The organism is Sinorhizobium meliloti, from assembly GCF_017876815.1.
Taxonomy (GTDB): domain Bacteria; phylum Pseudomonadota; class Alphaproteobacteria; order Rhizobiales; family Rhizobiaceae; genus Sinorhizobium; species Sinorhizobium meliloti.
The window spans coordinates 1,292,059-1,315,263 of sequence record NZ_JAGIOS010000001.1 but is presented as its reverse complement, the minus strand read 5'-3'; the positions used below and the strand labels follow the sequence as shown (position 1 = coordinate 1,315,263).

The following is a 23,205-nucleotide window of genomic DNA, read 5'->3' as shown; positions in this document are numbered from 1 at the left end:
TCCTAACGGTTCGCTGATTCGGGAGCGAGGATTCCAGCCTTAATGCACCATTCGCGCAAGGGTGTCAGCACCTGATGGGAGAGCGCATGCTCGAGATAGGCAAAGGTGCGCGGCATGTGCTTCATGTAGCCGGGCTTGCCGTCGCGCTCCTTTAGCCGCACCCAAATGCCGGCGAGCTTGCAGTTGCGCTGAGCGGCCATCAGATGCCAGTCGCGCCGGAAGGTCGCCTCGTCGAAGGGACCCAACTCCCGGCGCTCGGAGATGTAGGCAGTCATCATCCGCTTGGCGAGATCGGGCTCGATCGTCACGCGCGCATCCTGCACCAGCGAGGCCACGTCATAGGCCGTCGGCCCGATCATCGCGTCCTGGAAGTCGATGATGCCGATGCGGTCGAAGCCGGCGCGGTCCTGACGCCAGAGAATGTTCGGCGAGTGGAAATCGCGCAGAAGAAGGTTCTTCTCCGCGGAGGCGAGAACGTCGATCAGTCCATCCCATACGGCGAAGTATTCCCGCCGCTCATCGTCCGAGGCAGGCCGCCCCCGTTTCCACGGGAGGTACCAGTCGACGAGCAGACTGGTTTCGATCCTGATCGCCGTCCGGTCGAAATCGGGGATGCTGTGCACGACCCCTTCAGCGACCGCGATGTCGCGCTCCGCGGGCTGGGCATGCAGCCGGGCGAGAAGCCGCGCGCCTTCGATGTAGCGCTCCGCGACGGGGCGGCCATCGGTGTCGAGGATGCCTTCGGATCCAAGATTTTCGATGAGCAGCAGACCCTGGTCGAGGTCGCGCGCGTAGATCGCCGGTGCGGCGAAACCGCGTTTGCGCAGGAGTTGCGAGATCGCGACGAATGGGACGACGTCCTCGGCGATATGGGCGAGCTGCTGGTAATACTTTCCGTCCTGGAGGATAGGTCCCGGCTTGTGTCTCGGCGCATCCATGAGAATCTTCGCCGGCGCACCATCCTGGGTGTCGATGCGTTCATAGGCCCTGATCGAAGCATCGCCGCTCAGGTGGCGCCGACGGGCGTAGGGATGGGCTGCATCGATAAGGAACTTGCGAATGGCAAGCGAGCGGGTGATCCGTTCGAAAGCCGCGTCCGGAGCCGTCAGGTGAATGCGCCGCCCGTCGTCTTCATGCGAGAAGGTGAGCGTGATCCGGTCGGCCGGAAGCGCCTCCTCGGCCTTCTCCGGCCATTCGACGAGACAGATGCCGTCGGCGAGCGCCTCGTCGAAACCGAGCTCGTCAAGCTCGGATGCGTCCGCGAGCCGGTAGAGATCGAAATGAGCGACCGGGATCCTGAGGTCGTAGCTTTGAACCAGGGTGAAGGTTGGGCTCGGCACCTCGAGCGTCTCGTCGTCGGCCATTGCCCGGATGAAGGCTCTTGCGAAGGTCGACTTCCCCGCGCCGAGATCGCCCGAGAGCGCGACGCATTCGCCGGCCTTCAGCGCCAATGCGAGATCTTCGCCGAATTCGATGGTGGCGGCCTCGTCCTTCAGCAGACGTTCGAGAGATTTCATCTAGTTCATCTATTCCGCCGCGATGACCTTCGGCGCTTCGGCGGAGGGAATGCGGCAGGTTACTGCCGTACCTTCACCCTCCTTGCTGCGGATCGAAACATTGCCGTGGTGAAGGCTGACGAAGCTCTCCACAATGGACAGGCCCAGACCCGCGCCGCCGCGCTGGCCGTAGCTTTCGAAGCGGTTGAACACGGTGTTGAGAACGTCCTGCGGGATGCCCGGTCCGGTGTCGGTGACGGAGAAGGCGAAGTCGCTCCCCTCGCGCCAGCATTTGAGCTCGATCGTGCTCCCGTCCGGCGCGAAATTCGCCGCATTGGTGAGAAGCTTTATGAAGATCTGCTTCAGCCGCTGCTGGTCCGCGGTGATGCGGCCGAGATTGTCGGGTGCATCGGTTCGAAGCGACACGCCGCTCTCGACCAGCCGGTCGCCCATCTGCTGCGTCACGTCGTCGATCAGGTCGATGAGATTCACCTCCGAGAGTTCGAGCTCGACGATGCCGGCATCGACGGTTGCAAGATCGAGGATGTCGTTGACGATCGTCAGAAGCAGCGACGAGGAGGTGGCGATGTGGTCGACATATTCGGCCTGGCGCTCGTTGAGCTCGCCGAAGACCGGCGTTTTCAGAAGGTCGGCAAAACCGATGATGTTGGTCAGCGGCGAGCGCAGCTCGTAGGAGACGTGGTGCACGAAATCGTTCTTCAGCGCATCCGCCTTGCGCAGCGCCTCGTTCTTCTCGGTGAGTGCGCGCTCGACGCGGACGCTGTCGGTGATGTTGACGAAGGTCAGCATCGTCTGGGCATTGGGCAGCGGAATGACCGCGTAGTCGAGGATGAGGCCGGTGCGCAGCTCCAGAATGCCGCGGCTCGACGGTCGCTCGTCGTCGAAGCTGGTGATGATATGGGCGAAGCGCTTCCAGCCGTCGGGCTGGTCGTAGGAGGCGAGGCAAGCCTGCTCGATCGCGCGGATATGGGTGCCCGGCTGCGCCTCGGTCTCGCTGATGCCCCAGATCGCCCGGAAGGCCGGGTTGGAGAGCCGGATGCGGCCGTCGGGGCCGAAAACGGCGACGCCCTCGGCGAGATGGTCGATCGTTTCGCCCTGGACCTGGACCAGCGTGTTGTAGCGCGTTTCGAGATCGACCCGTTCCGTCAGGTTCTCGAACACCCAGGTGGCGCCGCCCTGCGGCCGCGCGGTGGCGAAAACGCGGAGCGTCTGGCCGTTCGGCAGGTGCCAGAGATCGGACTGCGTATCGATCGCCTGATAGACGGAGAGCGCACTCGTCTTCCATTGCTTCCAGTTGAGCTGCTCCGGCAGCTTGCCGCCGGCACGCAGCCGATCGAGCACCTCGCCGTTGTCGGGCTTGCGCTCGAGGAATCCCATGTCGAGATCCCAAAGCCGCTGGAAGGCCTGATTGTAGAACTGCAGCCGCTGATTGCCGTCGAAGATTGCCACCGGCGTTGCCAGGTGTTCGAGCGTCTCGGCATGGCTCTTGAGCGTCCGCGCCAGCTCCTCGCGCACCGCCTCGATGCCGGAGACGTCGATTGCGATTCCGGCGGAGCCGGCGGGCGTGCGGGCGTCCACGACGTCGAAGAACGTCCGGTTGCCCCTGACCACCGTCGAAACCTTGTCGCGGAAAGGCGTCTGGAGCGTCGAGACCGCCCGGATACGCTCGCGGGCCGTGGTCGCAAGCAGCTCGCGCTCTTCGGCGACGGCCGTGCTCGCGCTCTGGGTTTCGACCGCATTGGCATAGGCCGCATTGACCCATTCGAGCCTGCCGTCTCCTCCGCGCTGCCACGCGGGAAGATCGACCGCGTCGAGCAGCGTGCGGAACGTCGAAAGCGAAGCATGCAGCTGGTCGCGCTCGAGCTTCAGCTCGGCGAGTTCGGCCCTGAGATTGTTGAGCGCGATGAAGCGCACGAAGGCCCGCCCGCCGGATACCCGGCCCTGGGCCTCGAGTACCTCGTTGCGCTGGGTTTCGAGTACGAGATCGAAGCTCTGCGCCTGGGCACGCAAGGCCTCGATCGCCTTTTCGAGCTGGCCTGCCGATTGTGGCTTGATCCAGCGGCCGAAGGCGAGAAAGTCCCGGTCGTCCTGCGGCGCGCCGGTTTCGGCCGGAAGCTGACCGAGGAATTCGGGGCGCTCCGCTAGCCCGTCCCAGATCACGATGCGCCTGTTCTTGTCGGCAATGAGAGCCTGGAAGCGGGAAATGCGCTGGTTCGCGTCGGATAGATTGGAACGAAGCTCGCGGTTCTCGGCCTCGATGTTGCCGCGCTGGCGGATGAGCCAGATCGCCGAAATCATGGCGGCGGAAATAACGCCGATCAGGACGGAGAACGTCACGACCTCGGAGGTGCCGAATATGCTTCTGCCGGGATCGGTGGCCTGGGCTGCGGCATCGCTTGCCGCAAGCAGTACCGTTCCTGCAAGGAGCCGCTTGATCAGTCTCGGCGCCCCCAGCCGTCCTGCAGAAGACATGGTTTCATGTGTTTTCACGGCGCCGTCCCCGTTCGTCCGGAAAGTGCCGGCGACCTTGCGCCCCCGCGCGCCGGAGCCCGTTCAAAGGCTCCTGTCAGTTCCGATTGCATCTCCGGTCTGTCTCCGTCTGTTTGCCGCCTGTCCGACAAGACATCCCATTTCGACCGCGCCAGCCCGGAAAGACCGCGCTGGCATAACGAATCGATAAGCTAAACATACTTCTTTGACGATTCGGCTGAAAGTGCGAGGCCCAAAAAAGCGGCCGCGATCTCTTGTCAAGATCGCGGCCACAAGATGTTGTGGATTGCCCGGGTAAGGATTAGTACCGGTAGTGTTCGGCCTTGAACGGACCCTGCTGCTTGACGCCAATATAGGAGGCCTGTTCCTCCGAGAGCTCGGTCAGCTTGGCGCCGAGCTTGGCGAGATGCAGGCGCGCCACCTTCTCGTCGAGCTGCTTCGGCAGCACGTAAACCTCGTTCTTGTACTGCTCGCCCTTGGTGAAGAGCTCGATCTGCGCCAGAACCTGGTTGGAGAAGGATGCCGACATGACGAAGGACGGATGCCCGGTGGCGTTGCCGAGGTTGAGCAGGCGGCCTTCCGAAAGCAGGATGATGCGGTTGCCCTTCGGGAACTCGATCAGGTCGACCTGCGGCTTGACGTTCGTCCACTTCAGGTTCCGTAGCGCCGAGACCTGAATCTCGTTGTCGAAATGGCCGATATTGCCGACGATCGCCATGTCCTTCATCGCGCGCATGTGCTCGATGCGGATGACGTCCTTGTTGCCGGTGGTGGTGATGAAGATGTCGGCGGAGGATACCACGTCTTCGAGCTGGACGACTTCATAGCCGTCCATGGCCGCTTGGAGGGCGCAGATCGGGTCGACTTCCGTGACCTTGACGCGTGCGCCGGCGCCGCTGAGCGAGGCCGCCGAGCCCTTGCCGACGTCGCCGTAGCCGCAGACCACCGCGACCTTGCCGGCCATCATCACATCGGTGCCGCGGCGGATGCCGTCGACGAGCGATTCCTTGCAGCCGTACTTGTTGTCGAACTTCGACTTGGTGACGCTGTCGTTGACGTTGATCGCCGGGAAGGGCAGCAGGCCCTTGGCCTGGAGCTGGTAGAGGCGGTTGACGCCCGTCGTCGTCTCTTCGGTCACGCCCTTGATCGCGTCACGCTGCCTGGTGAACCAGCCGGGTGTCGCGGCGAGGCGCTTCTTGATCTGCGCGAAAAGGATCTCTTCCTCTTCGGAGCCCGGATTCGTCAGAATGTTCTCGCCGGCCTCGGCGCGGGCGCCGAGCAGGATGTACATGGTCGCGTCGCCGCCGTCGTCGAGAATCATGTTCGAGACGCCGCCATCGGCCCATTGGAAGATCTTGTCGGTGTAGGTCCAATATTCCTCGAGCGTCTCGCCCTTGACGGCGAAGACGGGTACGCCGCTCGCGGCAATGGCGGCGGCAGCGTGGTCCTGGGTCGAGAAGATGTTGCACGACGCCCAACGGACCTCGGCACCGAGCGCAACCAGCGTCTCGATCAGCACGGCGGTCTGGATGGTCATGTGGAGCGAGCCGGTGATGCGGGCGCCCTTCAGCGGCTTCGATGCGCCGAACTCCTCACGGCAGGCCATCAGGCCCGGCATTTCCGTTTCGGCGATGGCGATTTCCTTGCGGCCGAAGTCGGCAAGCCCGATGTCGGCGACGATATAGTCCTGAGTTGCGCTCATGAAGTTCTCCAGGCTGATCCTAGGGCCGCGCGGCCACATGGCCGTTTGGCGGCATGACAGTGCCTCCCGCGATCGCGGGCAGCGTGCCTTCGGTCTATCAGGAAACCCCGTGAAGGGCAACCGACATATAAAGAGGTCTTTATATGTTTATATCGGTCACATCTCTTCGCCGAACCTGTCGCGAACCAGCCTATCCAGCGCGTTGAGCGCTTCTTCGGCCTGAGCGCCGCTGGCGGTGACGAAGACCGAGCAGCCGGTGCTCGCCGCCAGCATCATCAGCCCCATGATCGAGGTCCCGCCGACGGTCATGCCGTCCTTGGAGACGGTGATCTCCGCGTCGAAGGTCTCGACGGTCTGCACGAATTTCGCAGAGGCACGCGCATGCAGGCCGCGTTTGTTGACGATGAGCAGTTCGCGCGTCAGAGCCGTGTCGGGGCGGTGGTCCATCATTTTCCACTCAGAACCCGGCTGGCGACGTTGATGTATTTGCGCCCCGCCTCGGAGGCTTCCACCAGCGCCTTGTCCATGTCGCTTTCGCCGCGCACGCCTGCGAGCTTGATCAGCATCGGCAGGTTGACGCCGGCGATGACCTCGACGCTGCCGCCGCGCATCACGGAAATGGCGAGATTGGAGGGGGTACCGCCGAACATGTCCGTCAGGATGATGACGCCGTCGCCTTCATTGGCCTTTTCGACGGCATCGAGGATATCCTGACGCCGCTGATCCATGTCGTCCTCGGGGCCTATGCAGACGGTCTCGATAGCTTTTTGCGGACCGACGACATGCTCCAAAGCATGCCGAAACTCATCCGCCAGCTTGCCATGAGTGACAAGCACAAGTCCGATCATGGGTATCTTTGCTCCAACTGCATATGCAACTCGTTGATGGCCAGATATCGCAATGCAGCAATTTCGTCCACCTGTTGGGGGCGCCATCTTGGCAAGGAAAAGGCGAAGTGCAAGCCAAAAATGCCGAAAAAGCAGCCGCACTGCCTTCCGATAAGGCTAAAGTCCTAGATCACGATGTTTTTAGGTCGGGGTCGACCTAAAAACATGAATGTGATCGATTCCTAGAAGTTGAGACGCGGGATGCGGGCGGAAAACCGCAAACACTTTTGCTCATCCCGCTCTAGATTTGGGGCAGAAGCGCGGCGAGCGCATCGACCGGGGACAGCGGCCCTTCAACGGGGAGGCGCAACAGCGGCAGATTTCTCCCGATCTCGAGCTGCAACTCCTCCTCCGGCGGCAGACGCGGATCGAAGGGCGCCCTGACCGGCATGATCGCCCAATCGAGAACACAGGCGGAGACGGTATCGACTTCCGCAATTCCGGATCCGCGGATTTCGATGAGCCCGCGAATGGCGGCAGGGCAGCGCGCGACGATGCGCCCGTTCTCGAGCGTCAGATCGACGCGGTCGTCCGCGACGAGCGCGGCGAAGCGGCCCCGGTGCCTCACTTCCGAAAGACAGGAAAGCGCGAGCGCCGACTTGCCCGAGCCGGAAGGCCCTGTGATCAGCAGCCCGGTCGTGCCGAGAACGATCGCGGTCCCGTGGACATTGACGAAGGGCGCATTCACGGGTGCGGTCCGGCGGGCAGCGAGAGAACGAAGCGGGCGCCGCTGATGCGGCCGTCCTTGCCGGCGATGTTCTCGGCCCTGAGCGTTCCGCCATGCGCCTCGGCGATCTGGCGCGAGATCGAAAGGCCGAGTCCCGAGTTCTGGCCGAAGTCCTCGCCTTCCGGCCGGTCTGTGTAGAAGCGCTCGAAGATACGGTCGATGTCCTCCGCCTGGATGCCCGGGCCGTTGTCTTCGACATAGACGATGCACCTCGATCGCGACCGGGTCAGCCGGACGACGATGCGGCCGTTCTGCTCGGGGACGAAGGAGCGGGCGTTTTCGATCAGGTTCGTGATGATCTGGCCGATGCGCAGCTCGTAGCCGCTGACGATGAAGCTTGCGCGCGGATTGTCCTTGCGGTCGACGACGAAGTCGAGCAGCACCGGTTTCTTGCTGCCCCGGATCTGGCGTGAGATTTCGACGAGGTCGCCGAGCAGCTTTTCGAGGTCGACCTTCTTCGCGTCGGCGCGGGCAAGCTCCGCATCCAGGCGCGAGGCGTCGGAGATATCGCTGATCAGCCGGTCGAGGCGTCGCACGTCGTGCTGGATGACGTCCATCAGCCGCTTCTTCGATTCCTCGTTGCGCGCGAGCGGCAAGGTTTCGACCGCGCTGCGAAGCGACGTCAGCGGGTTCTTGAGTTCGTGGCTCACATCGGCGGCGAAATTCTCGATCGCCGCGATGCGGTCGTAGAGCGCCGTCGTCATCTCCCGGAGCGCCACGGAAAGATTGCCGATTTCGTCTTGGCGGGATGAGAAGTCCGGGATCTCCTCCCGTTCCTTGGCGCCGCCGCGGCGCACGCGGATGGCCGCGGCCGAAAGCCGCCGCAGCGGGTTGGCGATCGTCGACGAGAGAAGCAGCGAGAGGATGACGTTGACCAGTGCGGCCACGCCGAAAACGCGGATGATCGCCAGCCGTTCGGCATGGACGATCTTGTCGATGTCGCCGGCCTGGGTGGAGAGGAGGAGCACGCCGAGGACCGCACGGAAGCGCTGTACCGGAACGGCCACCGAAACGATCAGCTCGCCCTTCTCGGTCACGCGCACCACGGCGCCGCGCACGCCGGTCAGGGCGTTCATCACCTCCGGATAGATCGAACCGTTGCCGCCCGGCGGCTCCTTGTAGAGCGGCAGGTCGCCCGGCTGCAGCAGCCGGTTGAACCAGGTGCCGAACTCATCGGCGAGGCTCGGACTTTCCGGATCGACCGGCGGCAGGTCGAAACGAAGCACCTGTCCGCCGCTATAGAGGTGGCGCGAATCGAGCAGCAGGTCGGCATCGGCGTCGAAGAGGCGCGCGCGCGTGCGTGTCGGCGAGATCAGTCTTCTCAAGACCGGCGCCACGCGCTCCTGAATGATCGGGAATTCGAGGTCTTCGTCGCTCGGCAGCGGTGTGATGCTTTCACCGGCCTGCAATTCGAGCAGCTTTTCCGGATCGATGGTGATCGAATTGGTGTCCACCGAGGCGGAGGCCGAGATGGCGCCGGCGATGATCTCGCCCTGCGTCAGAAGGCTCTCCACCCGGGCGTCGATCAGACCTTCCCGGAACTGGTTGAGATACATGATCCCGCCGACGAGGACCACGAGCGCCACCAGGTTGAAGAAGACGATGCGCCGCGTGAGGCTCGAGAAGACCGCATTGCCGAACAGGCGCCGGATCAGCGTAAAGGGATGCGCCCATCGCCGCTGCCCGCGCAGCGTCGATGCCCGTCCTTCCGCTTCTTCGATATCGCCCTGCAAGACTTCTACCAAGTCTCCCGCTCCCGCGATTCGACGTTCGCTACTGCCCGCGTCGCCTGTCGCATTCGCCCGTTCCCGCGATGCCCTACGCCAGCCGGCGCTGCTGCGCAAGCGCTACAGCGCCGCGCGTCTTACCAGACGCGCAAAGGTCACTGTAGCACTTTGATCTGCTGCATGTTTTTGTCCTTTAATCGGATACGATTAAAGGAAACATGCAGTAGCGGGATGAGGAAAACTGTGTGCGGTTTTCCGCCCGCATCCCGCTAACTTCTTAGTCGATCACGTTCATGTTTTTAGGTCGACCCGACCTAAAAACATCGTGATCCAACAAGGGGGGCACGGGCGCAACGGCGCTGGCCACGAGTGATCCGCAATCCGCCGGCTCGCTCCCTCAGGCCGTCTCGCGGAAGCGATAGCCGACGCCGTAGAGCGTCTCGATCATGTCGAAGTCGTTGTCGACCATCTTGAACTTCTTGCGAAGCCGCTTGATGTGGCTGTCGATCGTGCGGTCGTCCACATAGACCTGTTCGTCGTAGGCGGCATCCATCAGCGCGTCGCGGCTCTTCACCACGCCGGGTCGCTGCGCCAGTGCGTGCAGGATGAGGAACTCCGTGACGGTCAGCGTGACGGACTCGTTCTTCCAGGTGCAGGTATGCCGCTCCTGGTCCATGACGAGCTGTCCCCGTTCGAGCGAGCGGGAAGGCGTGTCGGCATTCTTCGCCGGTCCGGTGCCCCCGGCCGCGGCCTCCCGGTTGGCCGCGCGACGCAGGATCGCCTTGACGCGCTCCACCAGGAGGCGCTGTGAGAAGGGCTTGGTGATGAAGTCGTCGGCGCCCATCTTCAGACCGAAGAGCTCGTCGATCTCCTCGTCCTTGGACGTGAGAAAGATGACGGGCAGGTCGGACTTCTGTCTCAGCCGCCGCAACAGCTCCATGCCGTCCATGCGGGGCATCTTGATGTCGAAGATAGCGAGCTGCGGCGGACGCGCCAGCAGACCCTCCAGCGCCGATGCGCCGTCCGTATAGGTTTCGACCTTGTAGCCCTCGGCTTCCAGCGCGATGGACACGGACGTCAGGATGTTGCGGTCGTCATCGACAAGCGCGATGGTCTGCATCTTATTCTACTCCGTTTCGAGGCCCGGTTGCCGAGACGCTTCGAGATGCGTTGCAAGAATCGCGGCAACCGCGAGTCACGGCCGCGTTACTTGAGTATAAAGGTGGAACAAATTGTGGCGAAGTGCAAAAGCACCTGATCCGGTTTCCCCGCAATTGGCCTCGCAGGTGGGTTTCCGGAAGCTGCGATTCAACCGATTAAAAAATGCATATTTTTCTTTAAATCGATTAATATACTGAATTCATTATCCTTTTAGAATTGGCTATCTTGTCTTGGGTCAGCCTTGCCGGTATGTTCCGACGAAATTCAACGCCAATGGCCAAACACGAAGGAAGCTTGACCATGGATGAGCTCGGCAGCCGCAATCCCTCTATCGGACTGGAATCGATCGGATTTTCCGACCTGTCGGTGGTCCGCTACAACTTCGAGGCGGCGCAGCTTTACGAAGAAGCCCTGGCCCGCGGTGAAGCCGAATTGACGGCCCATGGCGCGCTTTGCGCCCGCACCGGCCAGCACACGGGCCGCTCGCCCAAGGACAAGTATGTCGTGCGCGACGCCAACACGGCCGACCAGATCTGGTGGGACAACAACAGCGCGATTTCGCCGGAGCATTTCGAGGTTCTTCGTCGGGACATGCTCGCGCATGCAAAGGGCATGTCGCTGTATGTCCAGGACCTCGTCGGCGGTGCCGACCCGGAGAACGCGCTGCCGACGCGCGTCGTTACCGAGTTCGCCTGGCACTCGCTGTTCATCCGCAATCTGTTGATCCGCCCGGAGCGCGAGGCGCTTCCGTCTTTTCAGCCGAAGCTCACGATCATCGACCTGCCGAGCTTCAAGGCCGATCCCGTACGCCACGGCTGCCGCAGCGAGACGGTCATCGCCTGCGACCTGACCAACGGCCTCGTGCTGATCGGCGGTACTTCCTATGCGGGCGAGATGAAGAAGTCGGTTTTCACCGTTCTCAATTACCTGCTGCCCGAGAAGTCGGTGATGCCGATGCACTGCTCGGCCAATGTCGGGCCCGCCGGCGACACGGCGATCTTCTTCGGCCTCTCGGGCACCGGCAAGACGACGCTCTCCGCCGATCCGAACCGTACCCTGATCGGTGACGACGAGCACGGCTGGAGCGAAAAGGGCGTCTTCAATTTCGAGGGCGGCTGCTATGCCAAGGCGATCCGCCTTTCGGAAGCGGCCGAGCCCGAGATCTTTGCGACGACGCGGCGCTTCGGTACCGTGATGGAGAACGTCGTCCTCGACGAGCGGCGCCTTCCTGACTTCGACGACGGCTCGCTGACGGAGAACACCCGCTGCGCCTATCCGCTGCACTTCATTCCGAACGCCAGCAAGACCGGCACGGCGCCGCAGCCGCGCACGATCATCATGCTGACGGCGGACGCCTTCGGGGTTCTGCCGCCGATCGCCAAGCTGACGCCGGAACAGGCCATGTATCACTTCCTCTCCGGCTACACCGCCAAGGTTGCCGGCACCGAAAAGGGCGTGACGGAGCCGGAGGCGACTTTCTCGACCTGCTTCGGCGCACCCTTCATGCCGCGCCATCCGTCCGAATACGGCAATCTTCTCAAGGACCTCATCGCCAGGAACGGCGTCACCTGCTGGCTCGTCAACACCGGCTGGACCGGCGGCGCCTTTGGCACGGGAAGCCGCATGCCGATCAAGGTGACGCGCGCGCTTCTTTCGGCAGCGCTCGACGGCTCGCTGAACAACGCCTCGTTCCGCACGGATGCGAATTTCGGCTTCGCGGTGCCGGTGTCGGTACCGGGCGTCGAGGCCGGCATTCTCGACCCGCGCTCGACCTGGGCGGATGGCGTGGCTTATGACACCCAGGCACGGCGCCTCGTCGACATGTTCATTGCCAACTTCGCCAAGTTCGAGCGCCATGTCGACGGCAGCGTGCGCGACGCAGCCCCGGGCGCGAGGGTGGCCGCCGAATAAACCGGTCTCTTGCCATGATTCACGTGAAACCCGGCTGCCTGCGGCCGGGTTTTGCATTTGCGGCTGGTTTTCAGGCATGCGATAGAACGGCCGAGGAAGAACCATGGCAAGCGAACCGCTTTACATCAACGAAAACATCGTGATCGCCGGATGGGAGCTCACGGAGCAATTCGTGCTGGCCGGCGGCCCGGGCGGGCAGAACGTCAACAAGGTCTCGACGGCCGTCCAGCTTTTCTTCGACGTGCAGGCTTCGCCGTCCCTGCCGGAGCGCGTCAAGGCCAATGCCTTGAAGCTCGCCGGACGCCGCGCCTCGAAAGAGGGGGTCCTGATGATCGAAGCCAATCGCTTCCGCAGTCAGGAACGCAATCGCGAGGACGCCCGCGAGCGGCTGAAGGAACTGATCCTGAAGGCGGCGGAACCGCCGCCCCCGCCGCGCAGGAAGACGAAGCCGACGCGCGGTTCGATCGAGCGCCGGCTGAAGGAAAAATCCGGCCGTTCCGAAGTCAAGAAGCTGCGCGGCCGCCCCGCCGGCGACTGAGCGCGCGAAAGTTGTGTTCGCTCCTCTTGTCTTTTTCCCGCAATCGCCCTCTCTTATTGGATAGTCTGCGGAAGAGGAGGCAATCATGGGTTTGTTCAGTTTCATCAAGAACGCGGGAAAGAAGCTCGGGATTGGCGGCGACGACACGCCGCCGGATGCGGCGAGTGTCGAAAAGGAGCTCGCTTCCCATGATCTCGGCACGAAGGACGTCAAGGTCGACGTCGTGGATGACAAGGTCGTACTGAAGGGTGTCGTACGGGACCAGTCCACCTTCGAGAAGGCGGTCGTGGCGGTCGGCAATACGCTCGGCATATCCAAGGTCGAGGCATCCGAGCTCAAGGTCGCCGACGGCGCCGCCGCGCCGGCCGAGGCGAAGGCCCCGGTCTTCCACACAGTGAAGAAGGAGGACAATCTCTGGAAGATCGCCGAGGCGCATTACGGCAAGGGCAAGGGCGCCAAGCACACCGCGATCTTCGAAGCCAATAAGCCCATGCTCACCCATCCCGACAAGATCTATCCGGGGCAGGTGCTGCGCATCCCGGATCTGGATGCCGGCTGAACGAAGGCCGTTTCGGGTCGATCCCGACCCTGGTGAGCGCTATGTACCTGTCATCTCCCGCCCGATCTGCTGACGGGAGGATTCGATCGATACCGCATGACAGGATGCCGCCAATGCTTGTGCTGCCGAAAGGGGTGAGACACATTCCCGGTTTCCTCGACCGTTCGCGCCAGGAGGAACTGGTCGAGGCCGTCCGCGCCGTCGTGGCGGAGGCTCCGCTCTTCGCGCCCGCAATGCCGAAGACCGGCAAACCCATGTCCGTGCGCATGACCAATTGCGGCGCGCTCGGCTGGGTCACCGACCGCGAGCGCGGCTACCGCTACCAGGCCACGCATCCGGTCACCGGCAAGCCGTGGCCGCCGATACCGGGCATGCTGCAGGACATCTGGAATGCCGTGGCCGGAAGCGACAAGTCCCCCGAGGCCTGCCTGGTGAATTTCTACTCGGCAGAGGCACGCATGGGGCTCCACCAGGACCGGGACGAGCGCGATCTCGAGACCGCCGTCGTTTCGATCTCGCTCGGCGACGACTGCCTCTTCCGCGTCGGCGGCCGCACGCGCGGCGGACAGACCGTGTCTTTCAGGCTCGAAAGCGGCGACGTCGTCGTGCTCGGCGGCGAAGGACGCCTCGCCTTTCACGGCGTCGACCGCATCTATCCGAACACGTCGACGCTCCTGAGGAGCGGCGGCCGGCTCAATCTGACGCTGCGACGGGTCAATCCTTGAGGTCGCGGTGTCCGCAAAAGGCCCCTCCCCAACCCCTCGTCACAACTACGGCATGCACATATCTCTTGTTGTCCAGCCCTTCGCGGACTTACTCCGGAGTGGCGGCATCTGTATTTCCAGCAGTGGCGAGGCTTGCGGATGGGTCCTTGGGATCAAACCCGTATGCGCTAACATTGGCATTAGCGGTCACCCGCCCCTCATCCGCCTGCCGGCACCTTCTCCCCGCAGGCGGGGGAGAAGGGACAAGCGGCGCCAACTGAACCCCGCATTCACCGCCCGCCCGAGGGAGCGAGCGGGCGCGGCATATCCCTTCTCCCCGCCTGCGGGGAGAAGGTGGCGGCAGCCGGTTGAGGGGCAACCGAGACCGAGCGGGGTTGAGGCGGTTGGGTTCCCGAGGGATCCCCTTCATGAGCAGTATCCGCCGCACCGGCGCGCAAGAGATATGTGCATGCCGTAGCTCCCCACAAGGGCAGGGCTATCGCATATGAGCGATAAGAGAAGTGAGGAATTGGTCATCCCAGCCCGCCTTTTTGATTTTCCGGCGGATGGAGGCCTTGTCGGGGTGAGATCGCAAGAGGTTGAGAGCGATCTTGCGCAAGAAGGCAATGTTCTGAGGGCCGTTGTCCTTGCGGTTTCTGGCGGCGTCCTCGCGGAAGTGGACATCCAGAACCCAATGCAGTTTGTTTTCGATTTGCCAATGGGTTCTTACAACCTCGATCAGCGCGCTCGGCGACATGGTGGTGGAGAGCAGGAAGTAGCGGACATGGCTGGTCAAATGGCCGTTGGTATGACGGCTTGTGGTCTCGACGCAGCCGATGGCCTGCAGGCCCGGAAAGTTGATATCGTCGACAGCCACAACGCTGGCGCGGCGTGTCTCGGTGCGGTCATGGGCAGTCTCGGCTGCAATCTGGATGCTCTCGACGTGGTCGGCGTCCTCGATGCGGGCGAGCGCCTGGGCCAAGAGGCCGGGCTGGTTGGCCTTCAGTGCCAGAGCATAATCGCCGCCGGCAGCGAGGATGGCGCGGGCGGTGTCGGGCCGGCAATGCAGGGCATCGGCGGTGACGATAGAGCCCTCCAGTGCCAGCAGCGCGAGCGCATCGAGAGCCCCTTGCACCTCATTGCGGCCCGGCGCGAGCTTTTGGCCGATGACCAGACCGGGACCGGCAGCCCAGACATTGACGAAGTGGAGTGGCGTGGCCTTGGCGGCGCGCCGGTAGGCACCGCGCACCGCCTTGCCATCGATCGCTACCACCCCTTCGAGACCCTGCGCAAAGCTCGCCGTGAGACGGCGAAAGGCCGCGTCAAAGGCATCCGGATCGAGATGGCGGAAGACGGTGGAGAAGGTGTCATGGCTGGGAATGCCATAGGGCAGCGGCACGATTGTCTTCAGCCATTTCTTCTTGGCAACGCCGAAATCGGCCATATCGGTACAGCTTTCCGCACCGCAGACAATCGCCGCAACGGCAATGAACAGGATCGACGTCAACGGATGGCGCGCATTGCGACCGCGCGGATCGGGCAAATCTTCAAAGCAAGCGGCAAATCTACTCATCGAGACCTCCAAGTCAGCGGAGAACTCCAAGAATCGATTTGCCGCAACAAAACAACCGCTTATTTGCTAAATGCGATTCCCCTGCCCACAAGGGGGAGGGGCTCGGCGCTTGCGGCGGCCGTCTGTCGTCCCTGCAATCTTGAAACTGTGGCGGCGGTCATCAGGGGCGACGCGGGCGCGGCGGATTAAGCCCCTCCCACTGTGGGGAGGGGTCTTCTCAAAACACGATCACCTCGCTCAGAGCTTCCTGAGCGCCACCGTCTGCGTCAGGTGGTTGGGACCCTTCTGCAGGATGAGATCGGCGCGCGGCCGCGTCGGCAGGATGTTCTGATGCAGGTTCTTCAGGTTGATATTGTGCCAGAGGCCCTCGGCGATCGCGCGCGCCGCATCCTCGCTGATCGTCGCATAGCGATGGAAGAAGGACTGCGGGCTCTGGAACGCGGTTTCGCGCAGTCGCATGAAGCGGTTCACGTACCAGCTGTGGATCAGACTCTCCTCGGCATCGATATAGATCGAAAAGTCGAAGAAATCGGAGACCATCGGCACGATCTTGCCGTCGGCCGGAAGATCGCGCGACTGCAGTACGTTTATCCCTTCGAAAATCAGGATGTCCGGCCGGTCGATCACCTGGAACTGGTCGGGGATCACGTCATAGGTCAGGTGCGAATAGGTCGGAGCCTTGACGTTCGGCCGGCCCGCCTTGATCGCCGAGAGGAATCTGAGCAGCGCACCGATATCGTAGCTCGCTGGAAAACCCTTGCGGTCCATCAGGTTTTCGCGCTGGAGAACCGCATTCGGATAAAGAAAGCCGTCGGTGGTGACGAGGTCGACCTTCGGGCTCGAGGGCCAGCGCGCGAGAAGCTCGGCAAGGATGCGCGCGGTCGTCGACTTGCCGACGGCGACCGAGCCGGCGACGCCGATGACGAAGGGCGTCTTCGTCTCGTTCGACATGCTGAGGAAGCGCGTGCGCTGCCTGAAGAGGATCTGCGACGCCTCCACATGGGCCGAGAGGAGTCGTGAGAGCGAGAGATAGATCCGTCGCACCTCGTCGAGATCGACCGGATCGTTGAGAGAGCGCAGGCGCTGCACCTCGTCGGCCGTCAGCGTCAGCGGCGTGTCGGCGCGAAAGCGCGACCATTCCTCCGCGGAGAAGACGTGATAGGGCGAATATTCGCCCCCCTGGAGATTTCCCGGAATGTCGGCCGGTTCGATGTCTTTCGCGGCGATGCTCATGGATTCTGCCGGTTCGCTTTTTCCTGCAGGCCGGATTGGCTCGTCCGCCTGGCCAGTTCGCTCATCACATCCTGCAACGGGACGGCGGCGATATTCAATACGACCATAAGATGATAGAGGAGATCGGCACTCTCATCGACCAGATTCTTCCGGTCCTCGCCGATCGCGGCGATGACCGTTTCCACCGCCTCCTCGCCGAGCTTCTTGGCAGCCTTCGTCTGCCCGGCCGCCACCAGCTTGGCGGTCCAGGACTCCTCTGGCGCCGCCCGGGCGCGGGTCGCCACGATCTTCTCCAGGTCGGAAAGGGTGAAGTCGGTCATTGTCGGATCCCTTGGGTCTTATGCGGCATACGCGTTCACCCCTCTGGCCTGCATCGTTACTGTCTCAATCAAGCCGCATGGCGATGCCGTGCTTGGCCATGTGGCGCTTCGCCTCGCCGATGCTGTAGGTGCCGAAGTGGAAAATCGAGGCGGCGAGCACGGCAGTCGCATGGCCGTCGCGGATGCCCTCGACCATGTGGTCGAGCGTGCCGACGCCGCCGGAGGCGATGACGGGAGCGCGTACCGCATCGGCGATCGCCCGTGTCAGGCTGATGTCGTAGCCGCTCTTCGTACCGTCGCGGTCCATGGAGGTGAGAAGGATTTCGCCGGCGCCGAGATCGACGACCTTCCGCGCAAATTCGATCGCGTCGATGCCTGTCGGTTGCCGCCCGCCATGGGTGAATATCTCCCAACGGTCCGCCTCACCTTGCGCCGAGACTTTCTTGGCGTCGATCGCGACGACGATGCACTGGTCGCCGAACTTGTCGGCGGCTTCCGCGACGAATTCCGGATTTTTCACCGCCGCCGTGTTGATCGACACCTTGTCGGCGCCGGCAAGCAGGAGCTTGCGGATGTCCGCTACCTGGCGCACGCCGCCGCCGACGGTGAGCGGCATGAAGCATTGCTCCGCGGTGCGGGCGACGACGTCGAAGATCGTTTCGCGATTGTCGGAGGAGGCGGTGATGTCGAGGAAGCAGAGCTCGTCGGCCCCGGCCGCGTCATAGGCGCGTGCCGCCTCCACCGGGTCCCCGGCGTCGATCAGATCGACGAAGTTCACGCCCTTTACGACGCGGCCGTCCTTCACATCGAGACAGGGGATTACACGGGCTTTAAGGGTCATAACTTCCCCTTTCTTGCTTCGCGGATCAGATCCAGGGCTTCCTTCGGATCGATCCGCCCGTCATAAAGCGCCCGGCCGGAGATCGCGCCTTCGAGCTTTTGCGCATCCGGTTCGGTCATGCGGCGGATGTCGTCCATCGAGGCGAGGCCGCCCGAGGCGATGACCGGGATCGAAACCGCGTCCGCGAGTTCGAGCGTCGAAGCCCAGTTGATGCCGGTCAGGATGCCGTCGCGATCAATGTCCGTATAGATGATCGCCGCGACGCCCGCCCCCTCGAACTTCCTGGCGAGTTCGACCACGCCGAGCTCGGAGGCTTCCGCCCAGCCCTCGACGGCGACCTTGCCGCCCTTCGCATCGATGCCGACGGCGACCCGTCCCGGGAACTTGCGGCAGGCTTCGATCACCAGGGCCGGATCGCGCACCGCGACGGTGCCGAGGATCACGCGCTTCAGCCCGCGCGAAAGCCAGTTCTCGATATGCTCAAGCGTGCGGATGCCGCCGCCGAGCTGCACCGGGTTCTTCGTCGCCTTGAGGATGGCGTCGACCGCCGCGCCGTTGACGGTCTCCCCGGCAAAGGCGCCGTTCAGGTCGACCACGTGCAGCCACTCGAAACCCTGCTCCTCGAAGGCGCGTGCCTGGGCGGCCGGGTCGGGATTATAGACCGTCGCCTGCTCCATGTCGCCGAGCTTCAGGCGCACGCATTGCCCGTCCTTGAGGTCGATCGCGGGAAAGAGAATCATTTGTTCGTCCGATCAGAAATGACGCGGCAGCCTCAGGGCTTCCAGCGCAGGAAATTGGAAATGAGGGCAAGGCCGAGCGCCTGGCTCTTTTCCGGATGGAACTGCGAGCCCGCCTTGTTGTCGCGTGCGACGAAGGCCGTCACCGGGCCGCCATAGCCCGCCTCGGCCACCACGTCTTCGGCACGCTCCGCCGCGAGGTGGTAGGAATGGACGAAATAGGCGTGCAGACCGTTCTCGCCGGTCGGAATGCCGTCGAAGAGCGGGTGCGGGCGCTTGAGATCAAGCGTGTTCCAGCCGATCTGGGGGATCTTGAGCGAGGGGTCCTCGGGCGTCATCCCGACGACATCGCCGGCGATCCAGCCGAAACCTTTCGTCACCGTCTTTTCGAGTCCGCGGGACGACATGAGCTGCATGCCGACGCAGATGCCGAAGAAGGGGCGGCCGGTTTTCTCGACCGCCTCCGTCAGCGCTTCCTCCATGCCCTCCACGACGGCGAGGCCGCGGCGGCAATCGGCATAGGCGCCGACGCCCGGCAGCACGATGCGATCGGCCGTGGCCACCCGTTCCGGCCTGTCGGTGAGATCGATTTCGGCCGCGATGCCCGCCTCGCGGGCGGCGCGCTCGAAGGCCTTCGTAGCCGAGCGCAGATTGCCCGACCCGTAGTCAATGATGGCGACCCGCATCAGCGCTCTCCATAGGATTCAAAGAAGCCGAGCCCGGCGGCAGCGCCCGGCCGTCCCGTGGCGGACCGGTCGGCCGGCATGGGAGCCGCATGTCCCTCACGGGCGGACGGCTCGGCATTCGAGTAATAGATTTCTTCGGCCGTCTCGAGATCGCGTGCCGGAACGACCGAACGAAACGTCCAGTCGCGTGCGGAGAGCTTGCGGGCGACGAGAAGCGGTCCTTCGAGCGACACGATGAGACCGAGCGCCAGATGGATGAGCAGCGCTGCGCTGAAGCCGCCGGGCATCGTTGCCGCAAGAAGCAACAGGAACTGCAGAACGGAAACGAAGATTCCGATGAGCCACGCGCGTTTGACGATGAGCCACGGACCGGGGAAGAAGAAGGCGGCCCAGGAGAATCCGTCGGCGATGAACCGCGCCCTTTCGTCATCGGCCGGTGCGCCGGGCGGGGTCATGATCAGGTAGGAGGCCATGGTCTTTAAACCAGATACTGGCCGGCTCAGGCGAGCGTCCCCTTGGTCGAGGGGACGCGTCCCGCCTGGCGCGGATCGATTTCGGTTGCCGTGCGGAGCACGCGGGCGACGGACTTGAAGCAGGTCTCGGCGACATGATGGTTGTTGGCGCCGTAGATGTTCTGCACATGCAGCGTGATGCCGGCATGCTGGGCGAGCGCCTGGAAGAATTCGCGCACGAGTTCGGTGTCGAAGGTGCCGATCTTCGGCGACGTGAAGGTCACGTTCCAGACGAGGAACGGCCGGCCGGAGACGTCGACGGCGGCGCGCGTCATCGTCTCGTCCATGGCGAGGTCGATGGAGGCATAGCGGGTGATGCCGCGGCGATCGCCGAGCGCCTTGGCCAGCGCCTGGCCGATGGCGATGCCCGTGTCCTCGACCGTGTGGTGATCATCGACATGGAGGTCGCCCTCCGCCTTGATCTCCATGTCGATCAGCGAATGGCGCGAGAGCTGGTCCAGCATATGGTCGAAGAAGCCGACGCCGGTCGCGATCTTCGATACGCCCGTTCCGTCGACATTGACCGAGACGGATATGGCGGTTTCATTCGTCTTTCGCGAAACTTGGCCGGTGCGGCTCGGCATCACGTCTGCCATCAGGCTCTCCTGTCTGCACTCTCCGATGACTTTGGGCCAGCCGGGCTATCGGAGCAACATCGTTTTCGGGCGTTGCGGAGAGGGCCGAAATACCGCCTTCGCTCTTCGCATTCCGTCACAGAGCCGCTCCTTATCAGGGGAGGCATGAAATATCCAGAACTGCGACGGAGATTCGGTCCGCCGCGGCGACATGAAAACGAAAGGCGCCCGGACGCGGGTTCGCACATTTGCAATCGCGCGGCTGCGACTTACATAGGCCTCAAGCAACCAGGCTCATTCGAGCCGCATCCCCCCGGCTTCCCGGGCCCAAAGGTACTTTCATGAGCGAACACAATCCTTACGGAACGATGCATGCGACCACCATCATTACGGTGCGCAAGGGCGGCAAAGTGGTTATGGCGGGCGATGGCCAGGTGAGCCTCGGCCAGACGGTTATGAAGGGCAATGCCCGCAAGGTCCGCCGCCTGTCGAAGGGCGACGTGATTGCAGGCTTCGCCGGCGCGACGGCGGACGCCTTCACGCTTCTGGAACGGCTGGAGGCGAAGCTTGAGCAATATCCCGACCAGCTGATGCGGGCGGCCGTAGAGCTCGCCAAGGACTGGCGTACCAACAAGTATCTGCGCAATCTTGAGGCGATGATGCTGGTTGCCGACCGGACGGTGACGCTGGCGATCACCGGCAACGGCGACGTTCTCGAGCCCGAGCACGGGACGATCGCCATCGGGTCGGGCGGCAACTATGCTTTTGCCGCGGCACGGGCGCTCATGGACAGCGACAAGTCGGCCGAGGAGATCGCCCGCCGCGCGCTGGAAATCGCCGGCGACATCTGCGTCTACACCAACCACAACGTCGTCGTGGAGACGCTGGATGCGGAATGAGCCGGCAGAGGTCAGCTTCGAGCCGGTGGCCGAGGGCCACCTGCCGATGCTCCTCGCCTGGCTTTCCGAGCCGCATGTCCGGCAGTGGTGGGGCGATCCCGATGTGGAACTCGGGCTGATACGGGACGGTTGTGCGAAGGGTGAGGTCGACGGTTTCGTCTTTCGTGTGAAGGGGGAGCCGGCCGGCTATATCCAGTCCTGGGTCCCGTCGGAATATGACGAGGAGCCCTGGGCCAAGGACCTGTCGGGCGACACGCCCGGCGTCGACATCTTCATCGGCCCGCCCGAAATGACAGGCAAAGGCGTCGCCGCCATGGCGCTCAGAGCCTTTGCCGCAAGACTGTTCGAAAGCGGCGCCGCGCGCATCGTCATCGACCCCGACGCCGGCAACCGCCGCGCCGTCCGAGCCTATGCGAAGGCCGGTTTCGTACCTTTTGGCGAATGGATAGACGAGTCCGGTCGAACCCTCCTGATGGAGCTCAAGCGGACGGAATTTGAGAGGAATCGATGAGCAACTTTTCACCCAGGGAAATCGTGTCGGAGCTCGACCGCTACATCATCGGACAGAAGGACGCGAAGCGCGCGGTTGCCATTGCGCTGCGCAACCGCTGGCGCCGCCAGCAGCTCGACGACGAGCTGCGCGACGAGGTCATGCCCAAGAATATCCTGATGATCGGTCCGACCGGCGTCGGCAAGACGGAGATTTCCCGTCGTCTCGCCAAGCTCGCCGGCGCGCCCTTCGTCAAGGTGGAGGCCACGAAATTCACGGAGGTCGGCTATGTGGGCCGCGACGTGGAGCAGATCGTGCGCGATCTCGTGGAGGTCGGCATCAGCCTCGTGCGGGAGAAAAGGCGCGCCGAAGTGAAGGCGAAGGCTCATCAGAACGCCGAGGAGCGCGTTCTCGACGCGCTGGTCGGCACCACCGCCTCGCCGGCAACCCGCGATTCCTTCCGCAAGAAGCTGCGCGCCAACGAACTCGACGACAAGGAGATCGAGGTCGATGTCGCCGAAGCCGGCTCGCCCGGCGGCGCCTTCGAGATCCCGGGAATGCCGGGCGCCAATATCGGCGTCCTCAACCTCTCGGAAATGTTCGGCAAGGCACTCGGCGGCAGGACCAAGAAGGTCAAGACGACGGTCAAGGACTCCTATGCGCTCCTGGTCAACGACGAGTCCGACAAGCTGCTCGACAACGAGCAGATCCAGCGAGAGGCGGTGGCGGCGGCGGAAAACGACGGCATCGTCTTCCTCGACGAGATCGACAAGATCGCCACCCGCGAAGGCGGCATCGGTGCCGGCGTGTCGCGCGAAGGCGTGCAGCGCGACCTCCTGCCGCTGGTCGAAGGCACGACTGTGGCGACGAAATACGGGCCGGTGAAGACCGATCACATCCTCTTCATCGCCTCCGGCGCGTTCCACGTCGCCAAACCGTCGGATCTTTTGCCGGAGCTGCAGGGGCGCCTGCCGATCCGCGTCGAGCTTCGGGCCCTCACCAAGGAGGATTTCCGCCGCATCCTGACCGAGACGGAGGCGAGCCTCATCCGCCAGTACAAGGCGCTGCTCGAGACCGAGGGTGTTGCCCTCGACTTCACCGAGGACGCGATCGATGCGCTGGCGGAGGTCGCGGTCCAGCTCAACGCCAATGTCGAGAACATCGGCGCGCGTCGCCTGCAGACCGTGATGGAGCGGGTGCTCGACGACGTCTCCTTCAACGCGCCCGATCGGGGCGGCCAGGGCGTCACGATCGACGCCGAGTACGTTCGCCGGCATGTCGGCGATCTCGCGGCCAATACCGACCTGTCGCGCTATATCCTCTGACGCGATCCTCTGACCCGGCACGGCGCCGGGAGCAGCCGATCACCGAATTGTGGGGCGCCTGTCACTCGACAGGCGCCTTCATTTTTTCTAG

The 23,205-nt window shown here is 63.5% G+C and carries 23 protein-coding genes; 7 read left to right on the top strand and 16 right to left on the bottom strand.

What is annotated here, in order from left to right:
* Positions 1-2 precede the first annotated feature (2 nt).
* The 8 genes from JOH52_RS06280 to chvI all read right to left on the bottom strand — a co-directional run bounded on the left by JOH52_RS06280 (position 3) and on the right by chvI (position 10,170).
* Positions 3-1,517 carry a bifunctional tRNA (adenosine(37)-N6)-threonylcarbamoyltransferase complex ATPase subunit type 1 TsaE/phosphotransferase gene (locus tag JOH52_RS06280; protein WP_010968311.1) on the bottom strand — a complete coding sequence of 505 codons (1,515 nt, stop codon included), beginning with the start codon at positions 1,515-1,517 and terminating at the stop codon, positions 3-5.
* A gap of 9 nt (positions 1,518-1,526) precedes the next feature.
* Positions 1,527-4,007, bottom strand: coding sequence for a sensor histidine kinase (locus JOH52_RS06275; RefSeq protein WP_013844955.1), 2,481 nt, complete (start codon positions 4,005-4,007; stop codon positions 1,527-1,529).
* Positions 4,008-4,308: 301 nt separating this feature from the next.
* Positions 4,309-5,709: an adenosylhomocysteinase gene (gene ahcY, locus JOH52_RS06270; RefSeq protein WP_003532016.1), complete on the bottom strand. Its 1,401-nt coding sequence runs from the start codon at positions 5,707-5,709 to the stop codon at positions 4,309-4,311.
* Between the two features lie 156 nt (positions 5,710-5,865).
* The gene (locus JOH52_RS06265) at positions 5,866-6,159 is read right to left on the bottom strand and encodes an HPr family phosphocarrier protein (RefSeq protein ID WP_013844956.1); all 294 of its coding nucleotides are present in this window, start codon (positions 6,157-6,159) and stop codon (positions 5,866-5,868) included.
* Positions 6,156-6,557, bottom strand: a complete 402-nt coding sequence (locus JOH52_RS06260) for a PTS sugar transporter subunit IIA (protein WP_003532013.1) — start codon at positions 6,555-6,557, stop codon at positions 6,156-6,158. Before JOH52_RS06260 ends, JOH52_RS06265 begins: the two co-directional genes overlap by 4 nt.
* Positions 6,558-6,837: 280 nt before the next feature.
* A complete protein-coding gene (locus JOH52_RS06255; protein WP_003532002.1) occupies positions 6,838-7,284 on the bottom strand; it encodes an HPr kinase/phosphorylase in 447 nt (148 codons plus the stop codon).
* Positions 7,281-9,014 carry a sensor histidine kinase gene (gene chvG / locus JOH52_RS06250; protein ID WP_215624655.1) on the bottom strand — a complete coding sequence of 578 codons (1,734 nt, stop codon included), beginning with the start codon at positions 9,012-9,014 and terminating at the stop codon, positions 7,281-7,283. The genes JOH52_RS06255 and chvG overlap by 4 nt, the downstream gene beginning before the upstream one ends.
* Positions 9,015-9,447: 433 nt before the next feature.
* Positions 9,448-10,170 (bottom strand): two-component system response regulator ChvI, encoded by a 723-nt coding sequence (chvI, locus tag JOH52_RS06245; RefSeq protein WP_003531999.1) that lies wholly within the window; start codon positions 10,168-10,170, stop codon positions 9,448-9,450.
* 341 nt (positions 10,171-10,511) lie between these two features.
* On the opposite strand from chvI, the gene JOH52_RS06240 reads away from it, so the two are divergent.
* The 4 genes from JOH52_RS06240 to JOH52_RS06225 all read left to right on the top strand — a co-directional run bounded on the left by JOH52_RS06240 (position 10,512) and on the right by JOH52_RS06225 (position 13,944).
* On the top strand, positions 10,512-12,122 hold the full coding sequence (locus JOH52_RS06240) for a phosphoenolpyruvate carboxykinase (protein WP_010968314.1): 1,611 nt from the start codon (positions 10,512-10,514) through the stop codon (positions 12,120-12,122).
* Between the two features lie 103 nt (positions 12,123-12,225).
* Complete coding sequence (gene arfB, locus JOH52_RS06235; RefSeq protein WP_003531995.1) at positions 12,226-12,660, top strand: alternative ribosome rescue aminoacyl-tRNA hydrolase ArfB; 435 nt, start codon at positions 12,226-12,228, stop codon at positions 12,658-12,660.
* Between the two features lie 85 nt (positions 12,661-12,745).
* Positions 12,746-13,219, top strand: a complete 474-nt coding sequence (gene lysM / locus JOH52_RS06230) for a peptidoglycan-binding protein LysM (protein WP_010968315.1) — start codon at positions 12,746-12,748, stop codon at positions 13,217-13,219.
* Between the two features lie 113 nt (positions 13,220-13,332).
* Positions 13,333-13,944 (top strand): alpha-ketoglutarate-dependent dioxygenase AlkB, encoded by a 612-nt coding sequence (locus tag JOH52_RS06225; protein WP_013844958.1) that lies wholly within the window; start codon positions 13,333-13,335, stop codon positions 13,942-13,944.
* 475 nt (positions 13,945-14,419) lie between these two features.
* On the opposite strand, the gene JOH52_RS06220 is transcribed toward JOH52_RS06225, so the two are convergent.
* The 8 genes from JOH52_RS06220 to hisB form a co-directional block, all read right to left on the bottom strand.
* Positions 14,420-15,496 carry an ISAs1-like element ISRm21 family transposase gene (locus JOH52_RS06220; protein WP_010969728.1) on the bottom strand — a complete coding sequence of 359 codons (1,077 nt, stop codon included), beginning with the start codon at positions 15,494-15,496 and terminating at the stop codon, positions 14,420-14,422.
* A gap of 237 nt (positions 15,497-15,733) precedes the next feature.
* A complete protein-coding gene (gene coaA, locus JOH52_RS06215; protein WP_010968317.1) occupies positions 15,734-16,729 on the bottom strand; it encodes a type I pantothenate kinase in 996 nt (331 codons plus the stop codon).
* Entirely contained in the window at positions 16,726-17,049 is a 324-nt protein-coding gene (locus JOH52_RS06210) for a phosphoribosyl-ATP diphosphatase (RefSeq protein ID WP_003531991.1), read from the bottom strand. Before JOH52_RS06210 ends, coaA begins: the two co-directional genes overlap by 4 nt.
* Positions 17,050-17,113: 64 nt before the next feature.
* Positions 17,114-17,890: an imidazole glycerol phosphate synthase subunit HisF gene (gene hisF, locus JOH52_RS06205; RefSeq protein ID WP_010968318.1), complete on the bottom strand. Its 777-nt coding sequence runs from the start codon at positions 17,888-17,890 to the stop codon at positions 17,114-17,116.
* Positions 17,887-18,630 carry a 1-(5-phosphoribosyl)-5-[(5-phosphoribosylamino)methylideneamino]imidazole-4-carboxamide isomerase gene (hisA, locus tag JOH52_RS06200; RefSeq protein WP_003531989.1) on the bottom strand — a complete coding sequence of 248 codons (744 nt, stop codon included), beginning with the start codon at positions 18,628-18,630 and terminating at the stop codon, positions 17,887-17,889. The genes hisF and hisA overlap by 4 nt, the downstream gene beginning before the upstream one ends.
* A gap of 32 nt (positions 18,631-18,662) precedes the next feature.
* Positions 18,663-19,313, bottom strand: a complete 651-nt coding sequence (gene hisH, locus JOH52_RS06195) for an imidazole glycerol phosphate synthase subunit HisH (protein ID WP_010968319.1) — start codon at positions 19,311-19,313, stop codon at positions 18,663-18,665.
* Positions 19,313-19,786, bottom strand: a complete 474-nt coding sequence (locus JOH52_RS06190; protein ID WP_003531987.1) for a DUF2628 domain-containing protein — start codon at positions 19,784-19,786, stop codon at positions 19,313-19,315. The genes hisH and JOH52_RS06190 overlap by 1 nt, the downstream gene beginning before the upstream one ends.
* 26 nt (positions 19,787-19,812) lie before the next feature.
* Positions 19,813-20,421, bottom strand: a complete 609-nt coding sequence (hisB, locus tag JOH52_RS06185) for an imidazoleglycerol-phosphate dehydratase HisB (RefSeq protein ID WP_010968320.1) — start codon at positions 20,419-20,421, stop codon at positions 19,813-19,815.
* Positions 20,422-20,741: 320 nt separating this feature from the next.
* Between hisB and hslV the strand changes: the two genes are divergently transcribed.
* From hslV to hslU, 3 genes are read left to right on the top strand one after another with little or no spacing between them, the layout of a single operon-like run.
* The gene (hslV, locus tag JOH52_RS06180; RefSeq protein WP_003531980.1) at positions 20,742-21,299 is read left to right on the top strand and encodes an ATP-dependent protease subunit HslV; all 558 of its coding nucleotides are present in this window, start codon (positions 20,742-20,744) and stop codon (positions 21,297-21,299) included.
* On the top strand, positions 21,289-21,810 hold the full coding sequence (locus tag JOH52_RS06175; protein ID WP_013844959.1) for a GNAT family N-acetyltransferase: 522 nt from the start codon (positions 21,289-21,291) through the stop codon (positions 21,808-21,810). The genes hslV and JOH52_RS06175 overlap by 11 nt, the downstream gene beginning before the upstream one ends.
* Positions 21,807-23,114: an ATP-dependent protease ATPase subunit HslU gene (hslU, locus tag JOH52_RS06170; protein ID WP_010968322.1), complete on the top strand. Its 1,308-nt coding sequence runs from the start codon at positions 21,807-21,809 to the stop codon at positions 23,112-23,114. Before JOH52_RS06175 ends, hslU begins: the two co-directional genes overlap by 4 nt.
* The last annotated feature ends 91 nt before the right edge of the window (positions 23,115-23,205 follow it).